Source organism: Bacillus sp. ISL-39, assembly GCF_018613295.1.
In the GTDB taxonomy this organism is placed as follows: Bacteria; Bacillota; Bacilli; order Bacillales; family Cytobacillaceae; genus Mesobacillus.
On the sequence record NZ_JAGGQM010000028.1, the window covers coordinates 71,631 to 88,413 of the forward strand.

Consider the following 16,783-nt stretch of genomic DNA (forward strand, 5'->3'; position numbering starts at 1 on the left):
CCATGTTTCAGGATTTTAAAACCAATCAGATAATGATTTCGAAAGTTGTGCCCTTGCCAAGCTCGCTGCTGAGAATGATTTTTCCGCCATGCGCTTCCACGAGCTCTTTTACGATTGCAAGCCCTAGCCCTGAACCCCCCAAAGCACTTGACCGCGATTTGTCGACACGGTAAAATCGGTCAAAAACCCAGGCCTGGTCTTCTTCGGGAATTCCTTTTCCTTCATCCTTCACGATAATATGAACTGTGCGGTTCTTTTTAAAAACCTGCATTGAAGTCGCAGTGCCTTCTTCAGAATACTTTCTTGCATTATCCAGCAGATTAATGATGATTTGTTCAAAGCGGGTTGGGTCGGCCTCGATATAGACTTCCCCAGGACAGGCAAAATTAAGCGCGATATTTTTTTCGCTAAAAGATGGTGCCATCCTCGTGTGTATTCCACGCATGAATTCACAAAGCGCTACACGTTCTTTTCGAATGGTAAAAGTGTTTTCGTCCATTTTTGCGAGGTCAAATAACCCTTTGATCAGACCGGAAAGCTTCGTTGCCTCTTCATGGATAATTTGCAGGTAATGACTTCTGTCCTCTGTTGATGTTCCTGCTTTGCCCGCTATGTCCGCATACCCTTTTATATAGGTGAGCGGTGTCCGCAGTTCATGGGAAATGCTCGCGAGGAACTCATTGCGCTGCCTTTTCATGTGGCTCAGGTCATCAGCCAGTACCTGAATCGACTCTGAAAGCTCTCCCAATTCATCGTTTCCACGGCGGGGCAGAGTAACGGAATAGTCGCCCTGGCGAATTTTGGAAGTCGCTTCATTCATCCTAATGACTGGCTTGGTGATGAACCTGGATAGAAAAAGGGTAATCAGAGCCATTGAGATCAGCAGAAGGATACCGGCAAGCCAGAAGTGTTTATTCAGCTTGGCAATAAGGCTCTGGACGCGCTGGGTGTTCTTGAACATATAAACAGCACCATTGTTCTCTAGGGGACTGACTGACGCTATATATTGCTTGTCCTGCCAGTCATCCTCTAAAATCGTGCCAGCCCGCGGAACATCAGAAGGAGTTTCTCTAATGATATCCTTCATGGAGTTATCGGTCGGGACCGATGAAGAAACAATTGCGCCTGTATGATCAGTGATAATGACATGGGTATCCGTCTTTGATTCCATGATCGTAATATGGTGTATGGTTTCCTGGGTATAGGAAGTCTCAAGAATATCACGATGGTTATTGCCACGCGTTTGCAGGGAAGCCAGCTCCTCGTCAATCCTTGAATGGATGATAGAAGAATGAAGGTAGTAAAATAAGACACTTTCGACCAGCAGTATCGTTATGAAAAAAACTGCCCCGATTTTAAAAGAAATCCGATCCATTTATGCCACTCCCACTCCCATGATCAATCTTACCTTCATCATACTAAAAAAGTATCCAAAAACAGAGCAGAATAATTTATTTATAGATGGAATAAATTGGTTTTAGAAATAGGTAATATGGGTAATTTATCCAAGTGAACATTAGAATAGGGGGAGAAACATGGAGAGGGATTTTCCATTTTTCGAAGGTAAGAATCGCATTTCTCTTTGCTGTTATTGGACTTGTGACCGTTAGTTTTTTTATCGGGTTCATAAGTATGCTGTCCGAACCAGAAGGAAATGGCATGGGGATGATCCTGTTCGGAGCGCTGGTCATCATACTGGGATGGAGCCTGATATTTTTAGGAAAAACTTTTTTTGAAAAAGAAGCGAATGTGACGATCAGTGATAAAGGACTGACATTGCGAGGCAAAGCAGGTCCTGGTTTTATTCCATGGGAGGATATAGATGGGATCCTGCCATACGAGGTACATAATAATGCCACTTTGGGCATCATCTTAATTGACGAAGCTAAGTACATCGACTCGATGCCAAAAGGCGGACAGCGTCTTGCGAGATTGAATGTCAGTACAGGATTCCCCGCTTTCAATATCGGCTTAAGCAACATCAAGAAAAAACAGGAACTGCTGGACCTTTTGCTTGAAATGAATATCCCCTTTTTCATTGAATCCCATGGAGAAGAGCGAATTGATCAGGCGAAGGAAACGAATATGTGAATGAAAAAAAAGCGAAGAGGGATTGCTCCTTCGCTTTTTAGCTTCATACTTTTATATCCCGGACATGCAAAATACTAAAGCAAATCATTCACTTTATAAATTCTTCCGTTTTCGAGGTCATCGGCCAATACAAGATTTACAAGTGCTCCGGCAACAGTATCCGGGCTGCGGAGACTGCCGCTTTCTTTGTAATTCCTGAAGGTATCTACATCGGCGAATGATTCTTCAGAAGAAGAGCGGATCGTCATCTGCATATCGGTATCCATCAGACCTGGACTGAAGGCGATGACCTTGCTGCTGCTTTCGCTGTTCGTAAGCTCAAGGCCTGCAGTCATCGTGAACATGTTGACAGCGGCTTTTGTGCTGCAATAAATGCTCCATCCCTGGATTGGCCTCTCACCAGCGCCAGATGTTACATTAGCGACGATCAATTTCGTGCCAGCATTTTTTGCCTTTTGTATAAATAAATTGCTGATCAGGATTGGTGCCGTCAGATTAACCTGGATATTTTTCTGCACTAAAGATCCATCGAGCTCTCCAGCAACGTCAATCGGCTCAATGATTCCAGCGTTATTAATCACATAAACAGCTTCAGCCTTTTTAAAAACATCATCTGCAATTGCGGCAAATATACTTAAAACCTGGATCTCGGAGCTAAGGTCGCAGCTGTGATGGGTATATCCCGCCCCGGATTGTTCCGCAGCCTGCTTTAGTGAATTGTTCTCACTCCGGGACACAGTAATCACATGAATACCTTCAGATACCATTTTTTGTGCTGCTGAAGCTCCGAGCCCTCTTGAAGCACCTGTGATGATTGCATATTTCATTATATACACTCCTTTATGTAAAAATAATGCTCGCATTGAATCATACTATATCCGGATTTTTATAGCTAAAGATAATCGATTATTTAATTTTCATCAAACGAAAAAACAGCATGGCTTTCTGCAGCCATGCTTGAAACAATCTAATTGAGAAGGCTTTTCCAATCATTTATAAAAGTGGATGTCGATGTGTTGGGGGATGACAACACTTCTTCTGTCGGACCGGTCTGCTTCAGCTCGCCATCCATCAGGATCGCCAGCGTTCCGGCCAGGTATTTCAATTCCATAAGATCATGGCTGACAAAAACGGTCGTTGTTTTCGTCTGCTGGATGATCGACTTGATATCCTTCAACAACTGGATCTTTGTGGGGAAGTCCAGTGCTGAGAATGGTTCATCCAAAAACAGGACTTCTGGCTCGAGCACCATGGCCCGTGCGAGATTGACACGCTGAGCCTCACCGCCCGACAGATGGGCAGCCTGCTTTTTGGCAAGATGGCCGATCTGGAATTTATCGAGCCAATAGGCGACCTTGTTTTTCACTTCCTGGCGGGGAAGGTTCCTAAGTTTCAGTCCTACCGCAATGTTGTGGAAAACAGTCGTATCAAGAAGGAGCGGCTGCTGCATCGCGACAGCGAATTGTCTCCGCGCCTCCAGTGTCAGGTCAACCGTGATATCGCGACCTTTTAAAAAAATCGATCCATGGGCCGGTTTTTCAAGCATTGATAACGCCTTAATAAACGTGCTTTTTCCTGCGCCATTCGGTCCCATGACCCCAAGGACATCCCCCTCTTGAATCTCAAAATAGGGGATGGAAAGCAGTTTCTTTTTACCTGCCGTCACTTCTAAGTCTTTTACAGTAATCAGTGGGGTCATAGGCTCCGCTTCCTTTGCTGTAAATAAGTCAAACTGAATGTAATGATGAAAGCAAGGGTCATCAGGATGAATGAGAGCGCGAGGGCAATGTCGAAATTGCCTTTCGATACCTCCATGACAATCGAAGTCGTCAAAATCCGTGTTTCGCCGCTAATATTGCCGCCGACCATCATCGCAGCTCCTACTTCGGCAATGACCCGGCCGAACCCGGCGATGATGGCTGCAAGAATCGCCAGCTTGACCTCTTTCATCAAGATCCAGTAAAGCTGGATTTTCGTCGCTCCAAGCGCTTTCACCTGTAAGATCAATTTCGGATTGATCTGCTGGAAGGCCGTGCTTGTCAGCGCCGTGACAATTGGCAATGAAACCAGGATCTGCGCGAGAATGATCGCTGTTGGCGTATAAAGCCAGGACCAATCGCCAAGCGGGCCTGATCGCCACAGGAAAAGGGTGATCCACAGGCCGGCAACGACCGGAGGGAGGCCCATGCCAATATTGATGATGGCAAGTATGAACCGCCTTCCTGGAAAACGGGAGAGACCCAGGAACATCCCTGTTGGTATGCCGATCAATGTGCTGACCAATACGGCTGTAATCGACACCCTCAATGTCAGCAAGGTAATCTCAAGAATCTCCGGATCACCTGACAGAATCATCTCTATAGCTTTTTTTAATCCTTCTAGTAAAAGTTCCATGCGCAATCAGGCTTTCCTTCTGAATTTTCTGCATATTATGATTATATATTACCAGTGATCCTATTCGAACAAGAAAAAGAGAGGCTCACCGTATTCATCCACGCCAAAGTCCTTGATGATGTTTTTTGTGTCTTCAGCAATCATGAATTCCACGAATGCTTTCGCACCTTCTGCATTCACTTTATCATGCTTATCATCGTTGACCTGCATAACATGATAAATATTCAGCAGGCTTTCATCACCTTCTAGCAGCATTTCAGTGTCAGGCATATTTTTCTTTTGCGCCAGAAATGTCGCGCGATCTGTCAGGGTATAGCCTGTTTTCTCTGAGGCAATCATGAGTGTTGCACCCATGCCCTGGCCAGTCTCAATATAGGCATCGCCTAAGGATTTTGGATCAAGGGAAGATTTCTTCCAAAGCTCCAGCTCTTTTTTATGTGTACCGGAATCATCACCGCGTGATACAAATGAAGCTTTTGATTCAGTGATTTTCGTCAATGCTTCTGCAACAGATAAACCCTTTATCTTAGCTGGGTCTTCAGCAGGACCGACAAAGATGAAATCATTGTACATGACCTTCTGGCGGTTGATTGCATCGCCGCTCTTAACAAGCTCCTCTTCCGCAGCTGGAGCGTGGACAAGCAGGACATCCGCTTCGCCGCGCGTTCCCATTTCAAGTGCCTGGCCAGTGCCGACAGCAATCGTTTTTACATTGTAGTTATTGTCTTTCTCGAATTCAGGCAGTAATACCTCGAGCAATCCGCTGTCCTGGGTACTGGTAGTAGTCGCGAGAATCAGGTCTGTTTTTTCTTCTATTGGAGCCTTTTCTGGTTCATTGGCAGTAGAATCAGAATCTGAACATCCAGTTACAAGAACTAACATAAGCACAAGTAAGATAGATATTAATTTTTTCAGTTTCATTTTTTTATGCCTCCGATAAATGGTTTCCATAGATGATTTTTCCGAACTCCTCAGCATCATAGCCATCAAGGTCGGCGATGCTGTCCTTGAAATTGGTAAGCTGAATTAGGTCAATCAAATGTATAAGAGCATCTTTGTTTCCGGGAGTCCAGCGGAATACAAGATCAAACTGTTCCTTCGTAAGCGGGATGAAATCTAGTCCAAGCTGGCTTGCTGCACATCTGATTCCGAAGGCAGCATCTGCACTTCCTCTGCTGATGTGGGCCGCTGCGCCAAGGTGGGTCCATTCTTCATTTTCATAACCGTTCACTGCTGCTGGTTCAAGTTTTTCACCGGCCAGGAAGGAATCGAGCAGGAAGCGGGTTCCGGCACCTTTTTGCCGATTGATGATCGTGACATCACTTCTTGCCAGGTCTTTGACACCGGTGATGTTCTTTGGATTTCCTTTTGCGACAATCAAGCCCTGGTCCCGGGAAGCAAGTCTCATCACCGTAATCGGCTCATGGACAAAAAGCTGGCGGATAAAGGGAAGATTGTATTGCTGTGATGCCGGGTCAAGCAAGTGGACCGCAGCGATATCAGCACTGCCTCTGTAAAGCATCATCAACCCTTCAAGACTGCCGATGTAGGAGGGAGTGATTGAAAGTCCTGTTCCTTCAGACGCTATGTACTTTACCAGCTGTTCGACCAGGAAATCATGGCTGCCTGCGAGCTGCAAAGAATGCTGGCCTGCCGCCTTTGATTCCTGCGCTTTCACCGGATTTGCGGACATGCTGGCTTTATATCTTTCAAACTCGCTTTCTTCAATCCGCATTTTATTGCCTACTTTAAAGGCTGCAAGATCACCACGCTTAATCATTTCATAGACAGTATGCTTGGAAATTTTCAGCATGGAAGCGATTTCATCTGGAGTGTAGATTTGCAAATGGTTTCCCTCCTTTTCATCCTAAACTAAATATAATAGAATATTTAGTAGATGGGTATACTTTTTGTTTAGTTTTGTTAAGTTTCGTTTAGTTTCGTCGTGTTTCAATCAAAAATCGTTCACAATTACAGCTGGAGATGCACAATTTTTTCCAAATATAACCTTCACAAAATACTCCGGGCAGTATTGTGTATTTATTATTGATACCATGGTAAACTAAGCACTAGACAGAATTGATGAAGAAAGGAAAAGGGAGAATGCAGATTTCAGATAAAGCGCGCGACATTTTAAAAGAGATCCTCGCTGAGCGCAACGCAGAAGGTATCCGCGTATACTTCGGCGGCTTTGGCTGAGGAGGCCCGCAGATTGGTCTGGCTCTGGAGGAGCCGGAAGAAGATGATCATGTAACAGTAATCAATGAAATTCAAGTCGCAATCGAATCCAATATCGTCGACTATACTCAAGGTATGGCACTTGAATATGACGAGTATCGTGAAGGTCTTGTCCTAATGGGCGGAGACGGCGGCTGCTGATAAATGGAAAATGCACACCATTCATGCGGCTGGTGTGCATTTTTTGATGATTGTGGGAACTGGTAAAAATCAGCGGGAATTTCCAATTCGCCAATAAAACTGGATTTTCGCCAATAAAGTTATAAAATCGCCAATAAAACGAAATTATCGCCAATAAAATTGTGAACTCCGCCAATAAAATTAAATTATCGCCAATAACCTTATTAGAACTGCCCTGCATACTGAAAATACAGAACAACAAGCCCCATGATCCACACATAAATCGCAAAAGGTTTCAAAGAATGATTTTTCAAATAGCCAATCATCCATTTGACCGCGATATAACCGAAAATCGCTGCTGAAATGATTCCAATTAACAACGCCTGAATCGAAATTGTCTCACTTCCGCCGCTGAAAAGATCTTTTCCCTGCAGGACAATCGCTCCCAGAATCGCAGGAGTTGAAAGCAGGAAAGAGAAGTAGGCTGCAGTCTCGCGGTCGAGCTTACGCCAAAGCGCCGCGACAATCGTTAATCCGGAACGGGAAATCGCAGGAAAAATAGCCGCTGCCTGGAAGGTGCCAATCACCAGTGCATCTGTATAGCTGATCTCCTCCATCTTTTTGCGGCCATTTTTGATTGAGTCGGCGAACCACATCATGGTCCCCGTAATCAGAAATTCCCAGCCAATCGTCACGCCGGTTTTCGATATCTCATCAAAGTAATCCTCAAAAAGCAGTCCGACCACGACAGCCGGCAGCGTGCCGACAACAAGGAGGAAGGTCAGCTTCCCAAACGGATTTTTCAAAATTTTGATAAACTCATATCTATAAAACACAAACACCGCGAGCAGCGTACCTACGTGAAGCATCGTATCGAGCAGCAAGCCGGCCTCTTCAAGACCGAACAAATTCCTGCCAAGATAAAGGTGCCCGGTACTGCTGATCGGCAAAAACTCCGTCAAGCCCTGGATAATTCCAAGTATGAAAGCTTCAATTTTTGATAGCATACGAATCCCCACTTTTTCAAAGACTTTGTCCCTTACAAAGCTATGAAACATGTCCAAGCAGTATGCTCGTAAATTTACAGATGACTCGATGACGGACAAAAATCCCAGGAAAAGCAGCAAAACAGTCCGTCATCGAGGTCATGACGGACAAAAATCCCGGGAAAAGCCGCAAAACTGTCCGTCATTAAGGGCTGAAAGTTGAAAAGGAAACCTCCTCCATTTCCCTCCGTCAAATTTCCTGAATAATATTATTCAGATATGTAATAATAACCATTTCATAGTCAGAAGTTGTGATTTATTGTCGAAAAAAATATAATGAAGTATTGAACAGTTCTTCATTCAGGGCTCGATTCTATGCCCTAATAAAAAGCTTACTCAAATGTCAGATGGAATCTGCCTTCATTTAAAAGGGGAATAAAAATGACTTCGAATCCTAAAACGAATTCCCGGCTCGACTATGGGCTGGTTACGATATTGATCTTATTATTTTTGTCAAGCTGCATTGCCATTTACAGTGCCCAAACGACGGGACAGTATGGCTCTGAAAACTTTTTGATTAAGCAAATCATCTGGTACATAATAGGTGCCGGCATTATTGCCGCGGTCATCACTCTTGACTCCGACCAGCTGCAAAAATTGAGCTGGTATGCGTATGGTTTTGGACTGGTCCTGCTGGCAGGGCTGATTGTCGCACCTTCAAGTATTGCTCCTGTCATCAATGGCGCCAAAAGCTGGTACAGGGTGCCGGCAATGGGTACCCTTCAGCCTTCCGAGCTGGTGAAGGTGTTCATCATCCTAGCGCTTGCTCGGGTGATTGTCGACCATCATCAGAAGTATCGGCTGAAATCGATGCAAACGGACTTCTGGCTTTTGATTAAAATCGGTATTGTCACGATGGTGCCGCTCTTGCTTGTCATGCAGCAGCCTGACCTTGGTACTTCACTCGTTTATATTGCCATCATGCTTGGGATGATTTTCATCTCGGGCATCACCTGGAAGCTGCTTGTCCCTATTTTCGGGACAGGCCTGACACTGATTTCAATCATATTTTATTTTGTGATCTGGAAGCCTGAAATCCTTGAAAAATATCTTGGGGTGAAGGAATATCAATTCGGGAGGATCTACTCCTGGCTTGACCCTTATAATTACCAGAGCACAACCGGGTTTCAGCTGACGAGGTCGCTGCTGGCGATCGGCTCAGGTGAAACTGTCGGAAAAGGCTATGGCACAAGGGAAGTATACCTGCCAGAAAGCCATACTGACTTCATATTCAGCATCATCGGCGAGGAATTCGGCTTTGTAGGTGCAAGCATCATCGTAAGCTTGTTTTTCCTGCTGATCTATCAAATCACGAAGATTGGCATGGAAACAAAAAACGATTTCTACACTTACATCTGTGTCGGTGTCATCAGCATGATTACCTTCCACGTATTCCAGAATATTGGCATGACTATCGGCCTGCTGCCAATCACGGGTATCCCTTTGCCATTCATCAGCTACGGCGGTAGCTCGTTAATGGGCAATATGCTCGCGGTAAGCTTGATTTTCTCGATACGGTACCATTATAAGAAATACATGTTCTCGACTTCTGCATAAAAATGAAAGAGGGTGCCATATATGGACACCCTCTTTCATTTACTCAACAATCCCTACCTCTGTTATGATCACATCAGTTTTTACATTCACCGTTAAATTCTTATACTCATCTTCCCATCTTTTAAAATCAAAGCCTCTTGTTTTGGTTTTGATGAATTGGCCAAAACCAACTGGGTCGATTCCTTTTTCCTGGAAATCCTGTATCATCGCTGTGGTTTCTTTGTTGACTTGATCCTCAAATTCCTTTTCAATCTTCTTGATCACTTCAGGTGTCACAATTTTTCCGGTATACTCACGAATAAGTCCTTTAATCTCAATTTCCACGTCTACAACATAGGGTTCCCGTTTCCTTATTTTTAACTTATTTTTCGAATCCAGATCTTTGATTGCGACTTGCTCTCCATCCATTTCCAATCTATAAGATCCTTCGCTGAATTTATCAGTAAGAAGCTTAAGGAAGAACATTTTATCTGAAGGCAGTTCACTCACCATTTTTTCATCCTTGAATAAGGCAATTCCGACGATATCGATTACTTGAGGTTCCGTTTTTTTCAGGATTGGCAGATAGGGGTCTATTCCTTCCTGGTATAGATCGAATAAAAAGAGGTGCATGTTGGTAATCGGCAAATTGCGACTTTCAGTGTTGTGCTTGATCAATTGAGATAAATGAACAGCATTCCCTCTATTGCCATATGTTCCTGTTAAAATTTCTTTTGCCTTGTCATCTGCAACTGCAAAATATACCCTGGCGCCGATACTCGGATCACGCTCAAAAGCATCGATGAATTCCCTGATCCCTTTTTTAGCGATCTCTTCACCAAAGATGGCAATTTCCAGGGAGCCTGTTACGAGTGGCTGTGCGGACTTGCGCTGAATCTCCTGAACTAAATCCCTGTTGCTCGAAGCTGTTGCAGAAAAGGTGAAATTACCAATTTTCTTATCGGGGTTAAAAATAGGGACCATGATCGTGCCTTCAATTTTATCATTTTCCTTCTGGTCATAACCCACGCCCATTTCGATATTAACATCATCAATAATTTCCTTTTCGACACATCCTGTAAGCAAAAGGGAAATAAACGAAAGTACGACCAAAATCCTATTCATCATTTTTTTCTCACCTTCTTGGCGATCATCGTTGCGATAAATAAAAAGGGAATATAGACGAAGGTCACACTGAACCCAATCCGTGCGACCCAGTCATTCAGTAAATTTATTTTAGCCCTTGTATCCAAAAAAGGAATAGCGATTAAGCAGACGATAGCGAGGGCAATCACTCCTTTTTTTTGCTGCAGCTTAAAGGATCTTTTTAAAATCATGCTGGCGCCCCAAAGAGCGATGCAAATATTCGGGAGGATAATCAGGTTCCAGTTTGCGATTCCGATATATTCAAATCGTTCAACAAAGGGCATGCTGACAATTTTCCACATTTCAAGTGTTGCCCAGATGGATTTGGCCAGTTGTGCTTCAGAAAAATAAGTAAAAGTTATAATCGCCAGTATGGTATAAATAATGGTCGTTATAAAGACACCTAGATGGGCCCATTTTTGTGATTTAGGTGCATCCTTGATAAATGGATAGAAAAACAGCGGTATTTCAAACCCGACATACGTAAGGGACATATTGAACGCACTGATCGCCATGTCTTTTAGAGAATGATCGAGTATCGGCAGCAGATTCCTGAATTCTGCAAACCTGAGTGCAAAGCCAAACGTCAGCAGCAGATAGCTAGGGAGGACGATACAGAAAAAAGCTATACCGGTCACTGTTCGAAATCCGCCAAATACGATATAAACCGAAAGAATCAAAAAGACAAGGCTGTACCAGAAAGGACTGATCTCTGGGAACATCCATGCCTGAACGACTTCGAGGTAAGTCCTTAAAACAGCCAACGCAAAGATTAGCAGGTAGACAATAAAAACAGTACTTAAAATATTGCCGATGATTTTGCCAAAGACAAAGGCATGGACAGAGACAATATCTCCTTCAACCGTCCCGCATATTTTATAGATCATCCAAACGATGATATGGATGCTTAAACCAGCAACAATGACCGATATCCAGGCATCATAGCCAGCGTCCTTTGCGATGATGCGCTGGTAGCCAAGGACACCGATTCCAATCTGCATGGACATGATTAAATAGAGGACGAGGAATGGTGACACTTGCAATCTTTCAGGTATTGGCTGCTGCATGTTTTTTCAAAACCTCCAATGCTCACTCGTCGATGTCCTTTTTTTCCTTTGCCTTTTTCTCACTGAAACGGACTGGATTTTCTGTCCTCAAATATTGAGGCCGATTATATTGCATTGTAAATGGCAACCGAATGATCGCATCTTTGAAATCTGATACTCTCGGAGGATATAAAGGCTCAAGGAATGGCCTGCCCAATGATGTCAGTTTAAGCAAATGCGCCAGGAGGAACGAGAAAGATACGACGATTCCCAGCATTCCCCAAAGCTCAGCGAAAAACAGGAACGGGAATCGCAGCAGCCTGATTGTATTGCCCATCCGGTATACTGGTGTAGTAAAAGACGCCAGTGCTGCCAGTGCGACAATGATCAGCAGGACATTACTCGTCAGGCCAGCTTCAACGGAAGCTGTCCCGATTACGATTCCGCCTACGATACCGATCGTCTGGCCGACCTTGGTTGGCAGGCGGGCCCCGGCCTCACGCAATAGCTCGATCGTCAATTCAAGGAACAACGCTTCAAGGATAGGAGGGAGTGGAATCTCCCTTCTTGACGTAATCAATGTACTTAGCAGGTCCTTCGGGATCAATTCATAATGATAGGAAAGGGCTGCTACATAAATCGGTGTGATCAGGATCGAGAAAGCAACGGCGAATAGACGGATCAGCCGGAAAAAAGAAGACAATAAATAATTCAGGAAATAGTCTTCGAAAGACCCGAAAAATTCCACCAGGGTCGTTGGCCCGATCAATGCGTGCGGCGAACCATCTACAAGGATGGCGACTTTACCTTCTGCAAGTATTGCCGCAATACGGTCTGGCCTTTCTGTATCAAGAAGCTGCGGAAAAGGAGAGTTCTGGTTATCTGAAATCAACTGGACGATATAGGAGCTATCGGTGATTTCATCAAACTCAATATCTTTGACCCGCTGAACAACAGTATTGACATTATCTTTATTTGTAATTCCATCAATATACAGGATAGCCACACCTGATTTAGAAATGGAACCTACCGTGTAATTCTCAATAATCAGCTCTTTCACAGGGACCCTTTTGCGGATCATATTGAGATTATGGTCCAGGGACTCTACAAAAGATTCCTTTGGCCCGATAACACTGAATTCTACCTCAGGCTGGGCGACTGTTCGGACAACCTCTTTTTGGGCAGCAATAAAGGCGAAAAATTTTTCTTCACCCTCAAGTGTCAGGAGTACATATCCGTTGAATAATTTCTTTTCAATATCCTCATTGTTGTCTGAAACCTGGACATCAGCAATGGGGATCAGGCTTTTAACATCTTCGATTTCCGTTAATTCGCCTTCCAGCAGATACGGGAGGGCATTGTTCTGAAGGATGCTTTCATCTACTAAAGTTGACATAAAAGAGAAGCAGAACTTTTTTTCTGATTTTTGATTCACGTAAAAAGTCTTTTTAAAATCATGTGACCTTAAAAGCGCTTTTTCCCATTCGTGCTCATTGAGATATTGCTCTGGCTTTTGTCCTTCGGTATCTTGACGTGCAGCTTCCTTCTCGATTTCTTGCATTAGTTTTTTCTTGAATGGATGTCTCATTGTTAATCTCCGCCAATCTAGATTTACACTTATTCTTTCCGGAAATGGGAGGATTATGAAGATTGTTTTCTTGATTTGATTTGTAAGTGAATGGGGGAGGAACAAAAAAGAAGAACCCGCAAAATTTTGCGGGTTTTCTGCTCTTATATATATATGGGGAAGGGGGATTAGTTAAATAAAATCTTGGGGGGATTTTATTTAAAGCTGCTTTTGTAAAAATTATTGTAAAAATCCTGGTTCGAGAAAAAAGCCTATTTCAACATATGTTTTTCAAGATCATCAAGCATCAAGTTGGCTGCCAATACGCCGCCTGCTGTGTTCCAGATAGCATCATCCACTTTGTGGACTTCACCTTTTTTCGCTACTTCAAGGTTTTGGAATAACGGGTCTTCAATCCATTCCTTTTCGACTTCTGTTGCTTTGCCGTCGCCTTCATCATATGTGAAGTAGAAGAGGATATCTCCGTCCATTGCCGGGATTCTTTCCTTTGTTACGCCTTTTTCAGCAAAGTCTTCTTTATCCTGGCTTTCTGGACGAGCCAGGCCGATTTGTTCAAGAATAACGCCTGAGAATGAATCTTTGTGGTAAATACGTACATCGCCTGCCATGAAGCGGACCATCGATACTTTTGTATCTAACTTTTCTCCAAGCTTTTCTTTCAGACCTTCGATACGCTGGTCATAATCACCAAGTACTTCTTTGCCTTTTTCCTCTTTGTTTACAGCCTTTGCGTAAAGTTCGAAGTTGTTCTTCCAATTTCCGCGAAGGTCCTCTGCAAAAACAGTAGGTGCGATTGCTTTAAGCTGTTCATAAATATCTTCCTGGCGCATTTTATTGCCAATGATCAGGTCTGGCTGGAGCGCAGCAATGGCCTCTACATTAACCTGGCTCTCAACACCAACGACTTCCACATCTTTCATATCCTCAGCAATATGGTCATACCAAGGGTCGCCTGTCCATGACTGGACGGCACCGACTGGAGTGACTCCAAGCGCAAGAAGTGCTTCTGTCCCTTCATTTGTCAGGATGACAACCTTTTCTGGAGTCTTGTCCAGGGTGGTCTCACCCATTGCATGTTCAACTGTGTATCCTTCTTCCTTTTCCTTTGGTGCTTCTGCTGTTTTCTTAGCATCATCTTCGTTGCTGCCGCATGCTGCCAAAAGCAGGACGGTGAAGATGCTGAGAAGAGCCAGTAAATGTTTTGAAACTTTCATATGTAGTTCCTCCTAGATTGTTATTGATAATCGTTTTCAATTACTGCCTCCTTATGATAAAATGCAATAGAGTGAGATGTCAACACTAATTGATAATGATTTTCATCATCATTGACGATTTTGTGAACTTGTCAGCCAAACCGGTGAAAAGAACCCTTTTTTCACGTAAAGTTAAATTAACAACATAAGCAACTTTTTAAAAATACTTTTATTAGCTGTGATCAATGCTATTTGAGAAGAAAGAATAAATAACAGTATTCCCGGCAGAAAGATAGGTAACCAGCATGCTTCTGAAAACCAACGGCCAAAGATGGATCGGATTCGTAGCGGCCATTTTCTTTATTTTATTTTTAATATGTGCAAGTATCGTTTACGGCTATACCGATACATCGTGGGGAACAGCTTTTAACACGTTCACCGATTATGATGGTTCAAATGAACATATCATCATTCAATCCGTCCGGCTTCCCCGGGCGCTGATTGCGGCTGCTGTAGGTGCGAGCCTGGCAATTGCCGGTGTCCTGATGCAGACGTTAACAAAAAACCCCCTTGCTTCACCGGGGATTTTTGGGGTCAATGCCGGAGCCGGTTTTGCGGTAGTTGTGGCTGTGACGGTATTTTCTGTCGGCAGTCTTCAGGCCTTTGCGTGGATTTCCTTCCTGGGTGCAGCACTGGCAGCAGTCAGTGTCTATGTGATTGGCTCTGCTGGACGTGAAGGATTGACACCGATGAAGTTGACTCTTGCAGGTGCAGCGATGACAGCAATGTTTTCCTCCTTCACCCAGGGGCTTCTTGTTCTGGATGAGGCAGCACTTGAACAGGTACTATACTGGCTGGCGGGCTCCGTACAGGGGCGTAAGCTGGAAACGCTCATCAGTGTTCTTCCATATTTAGTTGTTGGCTGGCTGGCAGCTATCCTGATTTCCTCGAAAATGAACGTTCTGTCAATGGATGAGGACGTTGCGAAGGGGCTTGGAATGAATACTGGTCTTGTAAAGCTTGGTGCAGGTGTGATCATTGTTCTTTTATCTGGCGGAGCCGTTGCTGTTGCTGGACCAATTGGATTTATCGGGATTGTCATTCCGCATTTGACAAGGGCGGTTGTCGGCATTGACCACCGCTGGGTGATTCCTTTCTCGGCAATATTTGGAGGAATGCTGTTGTTGGCGGCGGATATCGCTGCCCGCTACGTGCTGATGCCCCAGGAAATCCCTGTCGGTGTCATGACAGCGATGATCGGGACTCCATTTTTCATTTATATAGCGAGAAAGGGGTTCAACGGAAAATGAGCCAGTATAAAGGCCTAAGGATTTTTAAAGATAAAGTATCTTTTCTGATAGATAAAAGGGCAGCCGGGATTTTATTGGGACTGCTGATTGCCGCAATAGCCGTGTTTGTCATCAGTACAGGCATGGGCGATATGGCGATAAGTCCATTAAGCGTGATTGCGGTGTTTTTTGGCGGGGGAAGCGATATGGAGAGATTGGTCGTGCAATCCTTCCGCTTGCCGAGAATCATCGTCGCCCTGATGGTTGGCATCAGTCTGGCAGTGGCTGGAGGGATACTCCAGGGGATGATCAGGAATCCGCTTGCTTCACCTGATATCCTTGGAATCACTGGTGGCGCAGCAGTGGCGGTAGTCGGGTTCCTGGCAGTTTTCAGCGGGGATAATAATGCACTGACAGTGAGCATAGAATGGATGCCGGTAGCGGCTTTTGCGGGTGCTTCTATTGTAGCATTCCTTGTTTATTTTCTTTCCTGGAAAAATGGCGTATCGCCTGTGCGCCTAGTATTGATTGGCATCGGGATTTCTGCGCTAATGCAGGCATTGACCACACTGATGATGATCATGGGTCCTATTTATCGCGCAAGCCAGGCGAATATCTGGATTACGGGAACGGTCTATGGATCCACCTGGAGCAATGTCGCCGTGCTTGTTCCATGGACAGTCATCATGCTGCTGATTGCGTTTATTTTTGCAAGGAATGTCAATGTCCAGGAGCTTGGGGAAGATATAGCCACAGGCGTTGGAGGCCATGTACAGAGGCAGCGGTTCGTACTGCTGCTCGTCAGCACGGCATTGATTGCCAGTTCGGTCGCTTTTGCTGGAGGAATCGGTTTCGTTGGCCTGATGGCGCCGCATATGGCGAGAAGGCTTGTCGGTTCAGCATTCGGGGCACTTTTACCAGTATCGGCTGTAATTGGCGGGATCTTGGTCATGCTGGCTGATTTGATCGGACGTACGATGTTTTCGCCACTAGAGGTCCCTGCAGGAGTTTTCACCGCCGGAATCGGTGCACCCTATTTTATTTACCTGCTATATAAGACGAGAAATTCCTAAACCTGACAGAAAGGGGAATCGAC

At 44.5% G+C, this 16,783-nt stretch carries 15 protein-coding genes; 4 read left to right on the forward strand and 11 right to left on the reverse strand.

All coding sequences use genetic code 11. The features are described 5' to 3' along the window. Positions 1-25: 25 nt before the first annotated feature. Entirely contained in the window at positions 26-1,375 is a 1,350-nt protein-coding gene (locus tag J7E37_RS19325) for a sensor histidine kinase (protein WP_215026465.1), read from the reverse strand. A gap of 134 nt (positions 1,376-1,509) precedes the next feature. On the opposite strand from J7E37_RS19325, the gene J7E37_RS19330 reads away from it, so the two are divergent. Beyond that, entirely contained in the window at positions 1,510-2,091 is a 582-nt protein-coding gene (locus J7E37_RS19330; protein ID WP_215026468.1) for an STM3941 family protein, read from the forward strand. Between the two features lie 74 nt (positions 2,092-2,165). On the opposite strand, the gene J7E37_RS19335 is transcribed toward J7E37_RS19330, so the two are convergent. The 6 genes from J7E37_RS19335 to J7E37_RS19360 all read right to left on the reverse strand — a co-directional run bounded on the left by J7E37_RS19335 (position 2,166) and on the right by J7E37_RS19360 (position 7,850). Continuing rightward, the gene (locus J7E37_RS19335) at positions 2,166-2,918 is read right to left on the reverse strand and encodes a (S)-benzoin forming benzil reductase (RefSeq protein WP_215026471.1); all 753 of its coding nucleotides are present in this window, start codon (positions 2,916-2,918) and stop codon (positions 2,166-2,168) included. 140 nt (positions 2,919-3,058) lie between these two features. Then, positions 3,059-3,790 carry an ABC transporter ATP-binding protein gene (locus tag J7E37_RS19340; protein ID WP_215026474.1) on the reverse strand — a complete coding sequence of 244 codons (732 nt, stop codon included), beginning with the start codon at positions 3,788-3,790 and terminating at the stop codon, positions 3,059-3,061. Then, positions 3,787-4,485, reverse strand: a complete 699-nt coding sequence (locus J7E37_RS19345; RefSeq protein ID WP_214776389.1) for an ABC transporter permease — start codon at positions 4,483-4,485, stop codon at positions 3,787-3,789. The genes J7E37_RS19340 and J7E37_RS19345 overlap by 4 nt, the downstream gene beginning before the upstream one ends. Before the next feature lie 60 nt (positions 4,486-4,545). Continuing rightward, entirely contained in the window at positions 4,546-5,406 is an 861-nt protein-coding gene (locus tag J7E37_RS19350; RefSeq protein ID WP_215026476.1) for an ABC transporter substrate-binding protein, read from the reverse strand. A gap of 4 nt (positions 5,407-5,410) precedes the next feature. Next, a complete protein-coding gene (locus J7E37_RS19355; RefSeq protein ID WP_251009766.1) occupies positions 5,411-6,331 on the reverse strand; it encodes a substrate-binding domain-containing protein in 921 nt (306 codons plus the stop codon). A gap of 736 nt (positions 6,332-7,067) precedes the next feature. Then, entirely contained in the window at positions 7,068-7,850 is a 783-nt protein-coding gene (locus J7E37_RS19360; protein ID WP_215026479.1) for an undecaprenyl-diphosphate phosphatase, read from the reverse strand. 420 nt (positions 7,851-8,270) lie between these two features. Here J7E37_RS19360 and J7E37_RS19365 point away from each other — a divergent pair, with 420 nt between their 5' ends. Continuing rightward, complete coding sequence (locus tag J7E37_RS19365; RefSeq protein ID WP_215026482.1) at positions 8,271-9,446, forward strand: FtsW/RodA/SpoVE family cell cycle protein; 1,176 nt, start codon at positions 8,271-8,273, stop codon at positions 9,444-9,446. Between the two features lie 39 nt (positions 9,447-9,485). Here J7E37_RS19365 and J7E37_RS19370 read toward each other — a convergent pair whose 3' ends face one another. The 4 genes from J7E37_RS19370 to J7E37_RS19385 all read right to left on the reverse strand — a co-directional run bounded on the left by J7E37_RS19370 (position 9,486) and on the right by J7E37_RS19385 (position 14,419). Beyond that, positions 9,486-10,553 (reverse strand): Ger(x)C family spore germination protein, encoded by a 1,068-nt coding sequence (locus J7E37_RS19370; RefSeq protein WP_251009767.1) that lies wholly within the window; start codon positions 10,551-10,553, stop codon positions 9,486-9,488. Next, positions 10,550-11,638 carry a GerAB/ArcD/ProY family transporter gene (locus J7E37_RS19375; protein ID WP_215026485.1) on the reverse strand — a complete coding sequence of 363 codons (1,089 nt, stop codon included), beginning with the start codon at positions 11,636-11,638 and terminating at the stop codon, positions 10,550-10,552. The genes J7E37_RS19370 and J7E37_RS19375 overlap by 4 nt, the downstream gene beginning before the upstream one ends. Positions 11,639-11,660: 22 nt before the next feature. After that, entirely contained in the window at positions 11,661-13,205 is a 1,545-nt protein-coding gene (locus J7E37_RS19380) for a spore germination protein (protein WP_483297226.1), read from the reverse strand. Positions 13,206-13,456: 251 nt separating this feature from the next. Next, positions 13,457-14,419: an ABC transporter substrate-binding protein gene (locus J7E37_RS19385; RefSeq protein ID WP_214776254.1), complete on the reverse strand. Its 963-nt coding sequence runs from the start codon at positions 14,417-14,419 to the stop codon at positions 13,457-13,459. A 284-nt stretch (positions 14,420-14,703) separates the two neighbouring features. Here J7E37_RS19385 and J7E37_RS19390 point away from each other — a divergent pair, with 284 nt between their 5' ends. Together J7E37_RS19390 and J7E37_RS19395 are read left to right on the forward strand one after the other, a co-directional pair. Continuing rightward, on the forward strand, positions 14,704-15,708 hold the full coding sequence (locus tag J7E37_RS19390; protein WP_215026488.1) for a FecCD family ABC transporter permease: 1,005 nt from the start codon (positions 14,704-14,706) through the stop codon (positions 15,706-15,708). Next, positions 15,705-16,760: a FecCD family ABC transporter permease gene (locus J7E37_RS19395; protein WP_214776252.1), complete on the forward strand. Its 1,056-nt coding sequence runs from the start codon at positions 15,705-15,707 to the stop codon at positions 16,758-16,760. The genes J7E37_RS19390 and J7E37_RS19395 overlap by 4 nt, the downstream gene beginning before the upstream one ends. Positions 16,761-16,783 lie beyond the last annotated feature (23 nt).

Excerpts from the sequence above, each read along its gene's own strand:
- J7E37_RS19325 (WP_215026465.1), bottom strand. The coding sequence starts at position 1,375 with ATGGATCGGATTTCTTTTAAAATCGGGGCAGTTTTTTTCATAACGATA.
- J7E37_RS19335 (WP_215026471.1), bottom strand. The coding sequence starts at position 2,918 with ATGAAATATGCAATCATCACAGGTGCTTCAAGAGGGCTCGGAGCTTCA.
- J7E37_RS19340 (WP_215026474.1), bottom strand. The coding sequence starts at position 3,790 with ATGACCCCACTGATTACTGTAAAAGACTTAGAAGTGACGGCAGGTAAA.
- J7E37_RS19345 (WP_214776389.1), bottom strand. The coding sequence starts at position 4,485 with ATGGAACTTTTACTAGAAGGATTAAAAAAAGCTATAGAGATGATTCTG.
- J7E37_RS19350 (WP_215026476.1), bottom strand. The coding sequence starts at position 5,406 with ATGAAACTGAAAAAATTAATATCTATCTTACTTGTGCTTATGTTAGTT.
- J7E37_RS19360 (WP_215026479.1), bottom strand. The coding sequence starts at position 7,850 with ATGCTATCAAAAATTGAAGCTTTCATACTTGGAATTATCCAGGGCTTG.
- J7E37_RS19365 (WP_215026482.1), top strand. The coding sequence starts at position 8,271 with ATGACTTCGAATCCTAAAACGAATTCCCGGCTCGACTATGGGCTGGTT.
- J7E37_RS19370 (WP_251009767.1), bottom strand. The coding sequence starts at position 10,553 with ATGATGAATAGGATTTTGGTCGTACTTTCGTTTATTTCCCTTTTGCTT.
- J7E37_RS19375 (WP_215026485.1), bottom strand. The coding sequence starts at position 11,638 with ATGCAGCAGCCAATACCTGAAAGATTGCAAGTGTCACCATTCCTCGTC.
- J7E37_RS19380 (WP_483297226.1), bottom strand. The coding sequence starts at position 13,205 with ATGAGACATCCATTCAAGAAAAAACTAATGCAAGAAATCGAGAAGGAA.
- J7E37_RS19385 (WP_214776254.1), bottom strand. The coding sequence starts at position 14,419 with ATGAAAGTTTCAAAACATTTACTGGCTCTTCTCAGCATCTTCACCGTC.
- J7E37_RS19390 (WP_215026488.1), top strand. The coding sequence starts at position 14,704 with ATGCTTCTGAAAACCAACGGCCAAAGATGGATCGGATTCGTAGCGGCC.
- J7E37_RS19395 (WP_214776252.1), top strand. The coding sequence starts at position 15,705 with ATGAGCCAGTATAAAGGCCTAAGGATTTTTAAAGATAAAGTATCTTTT.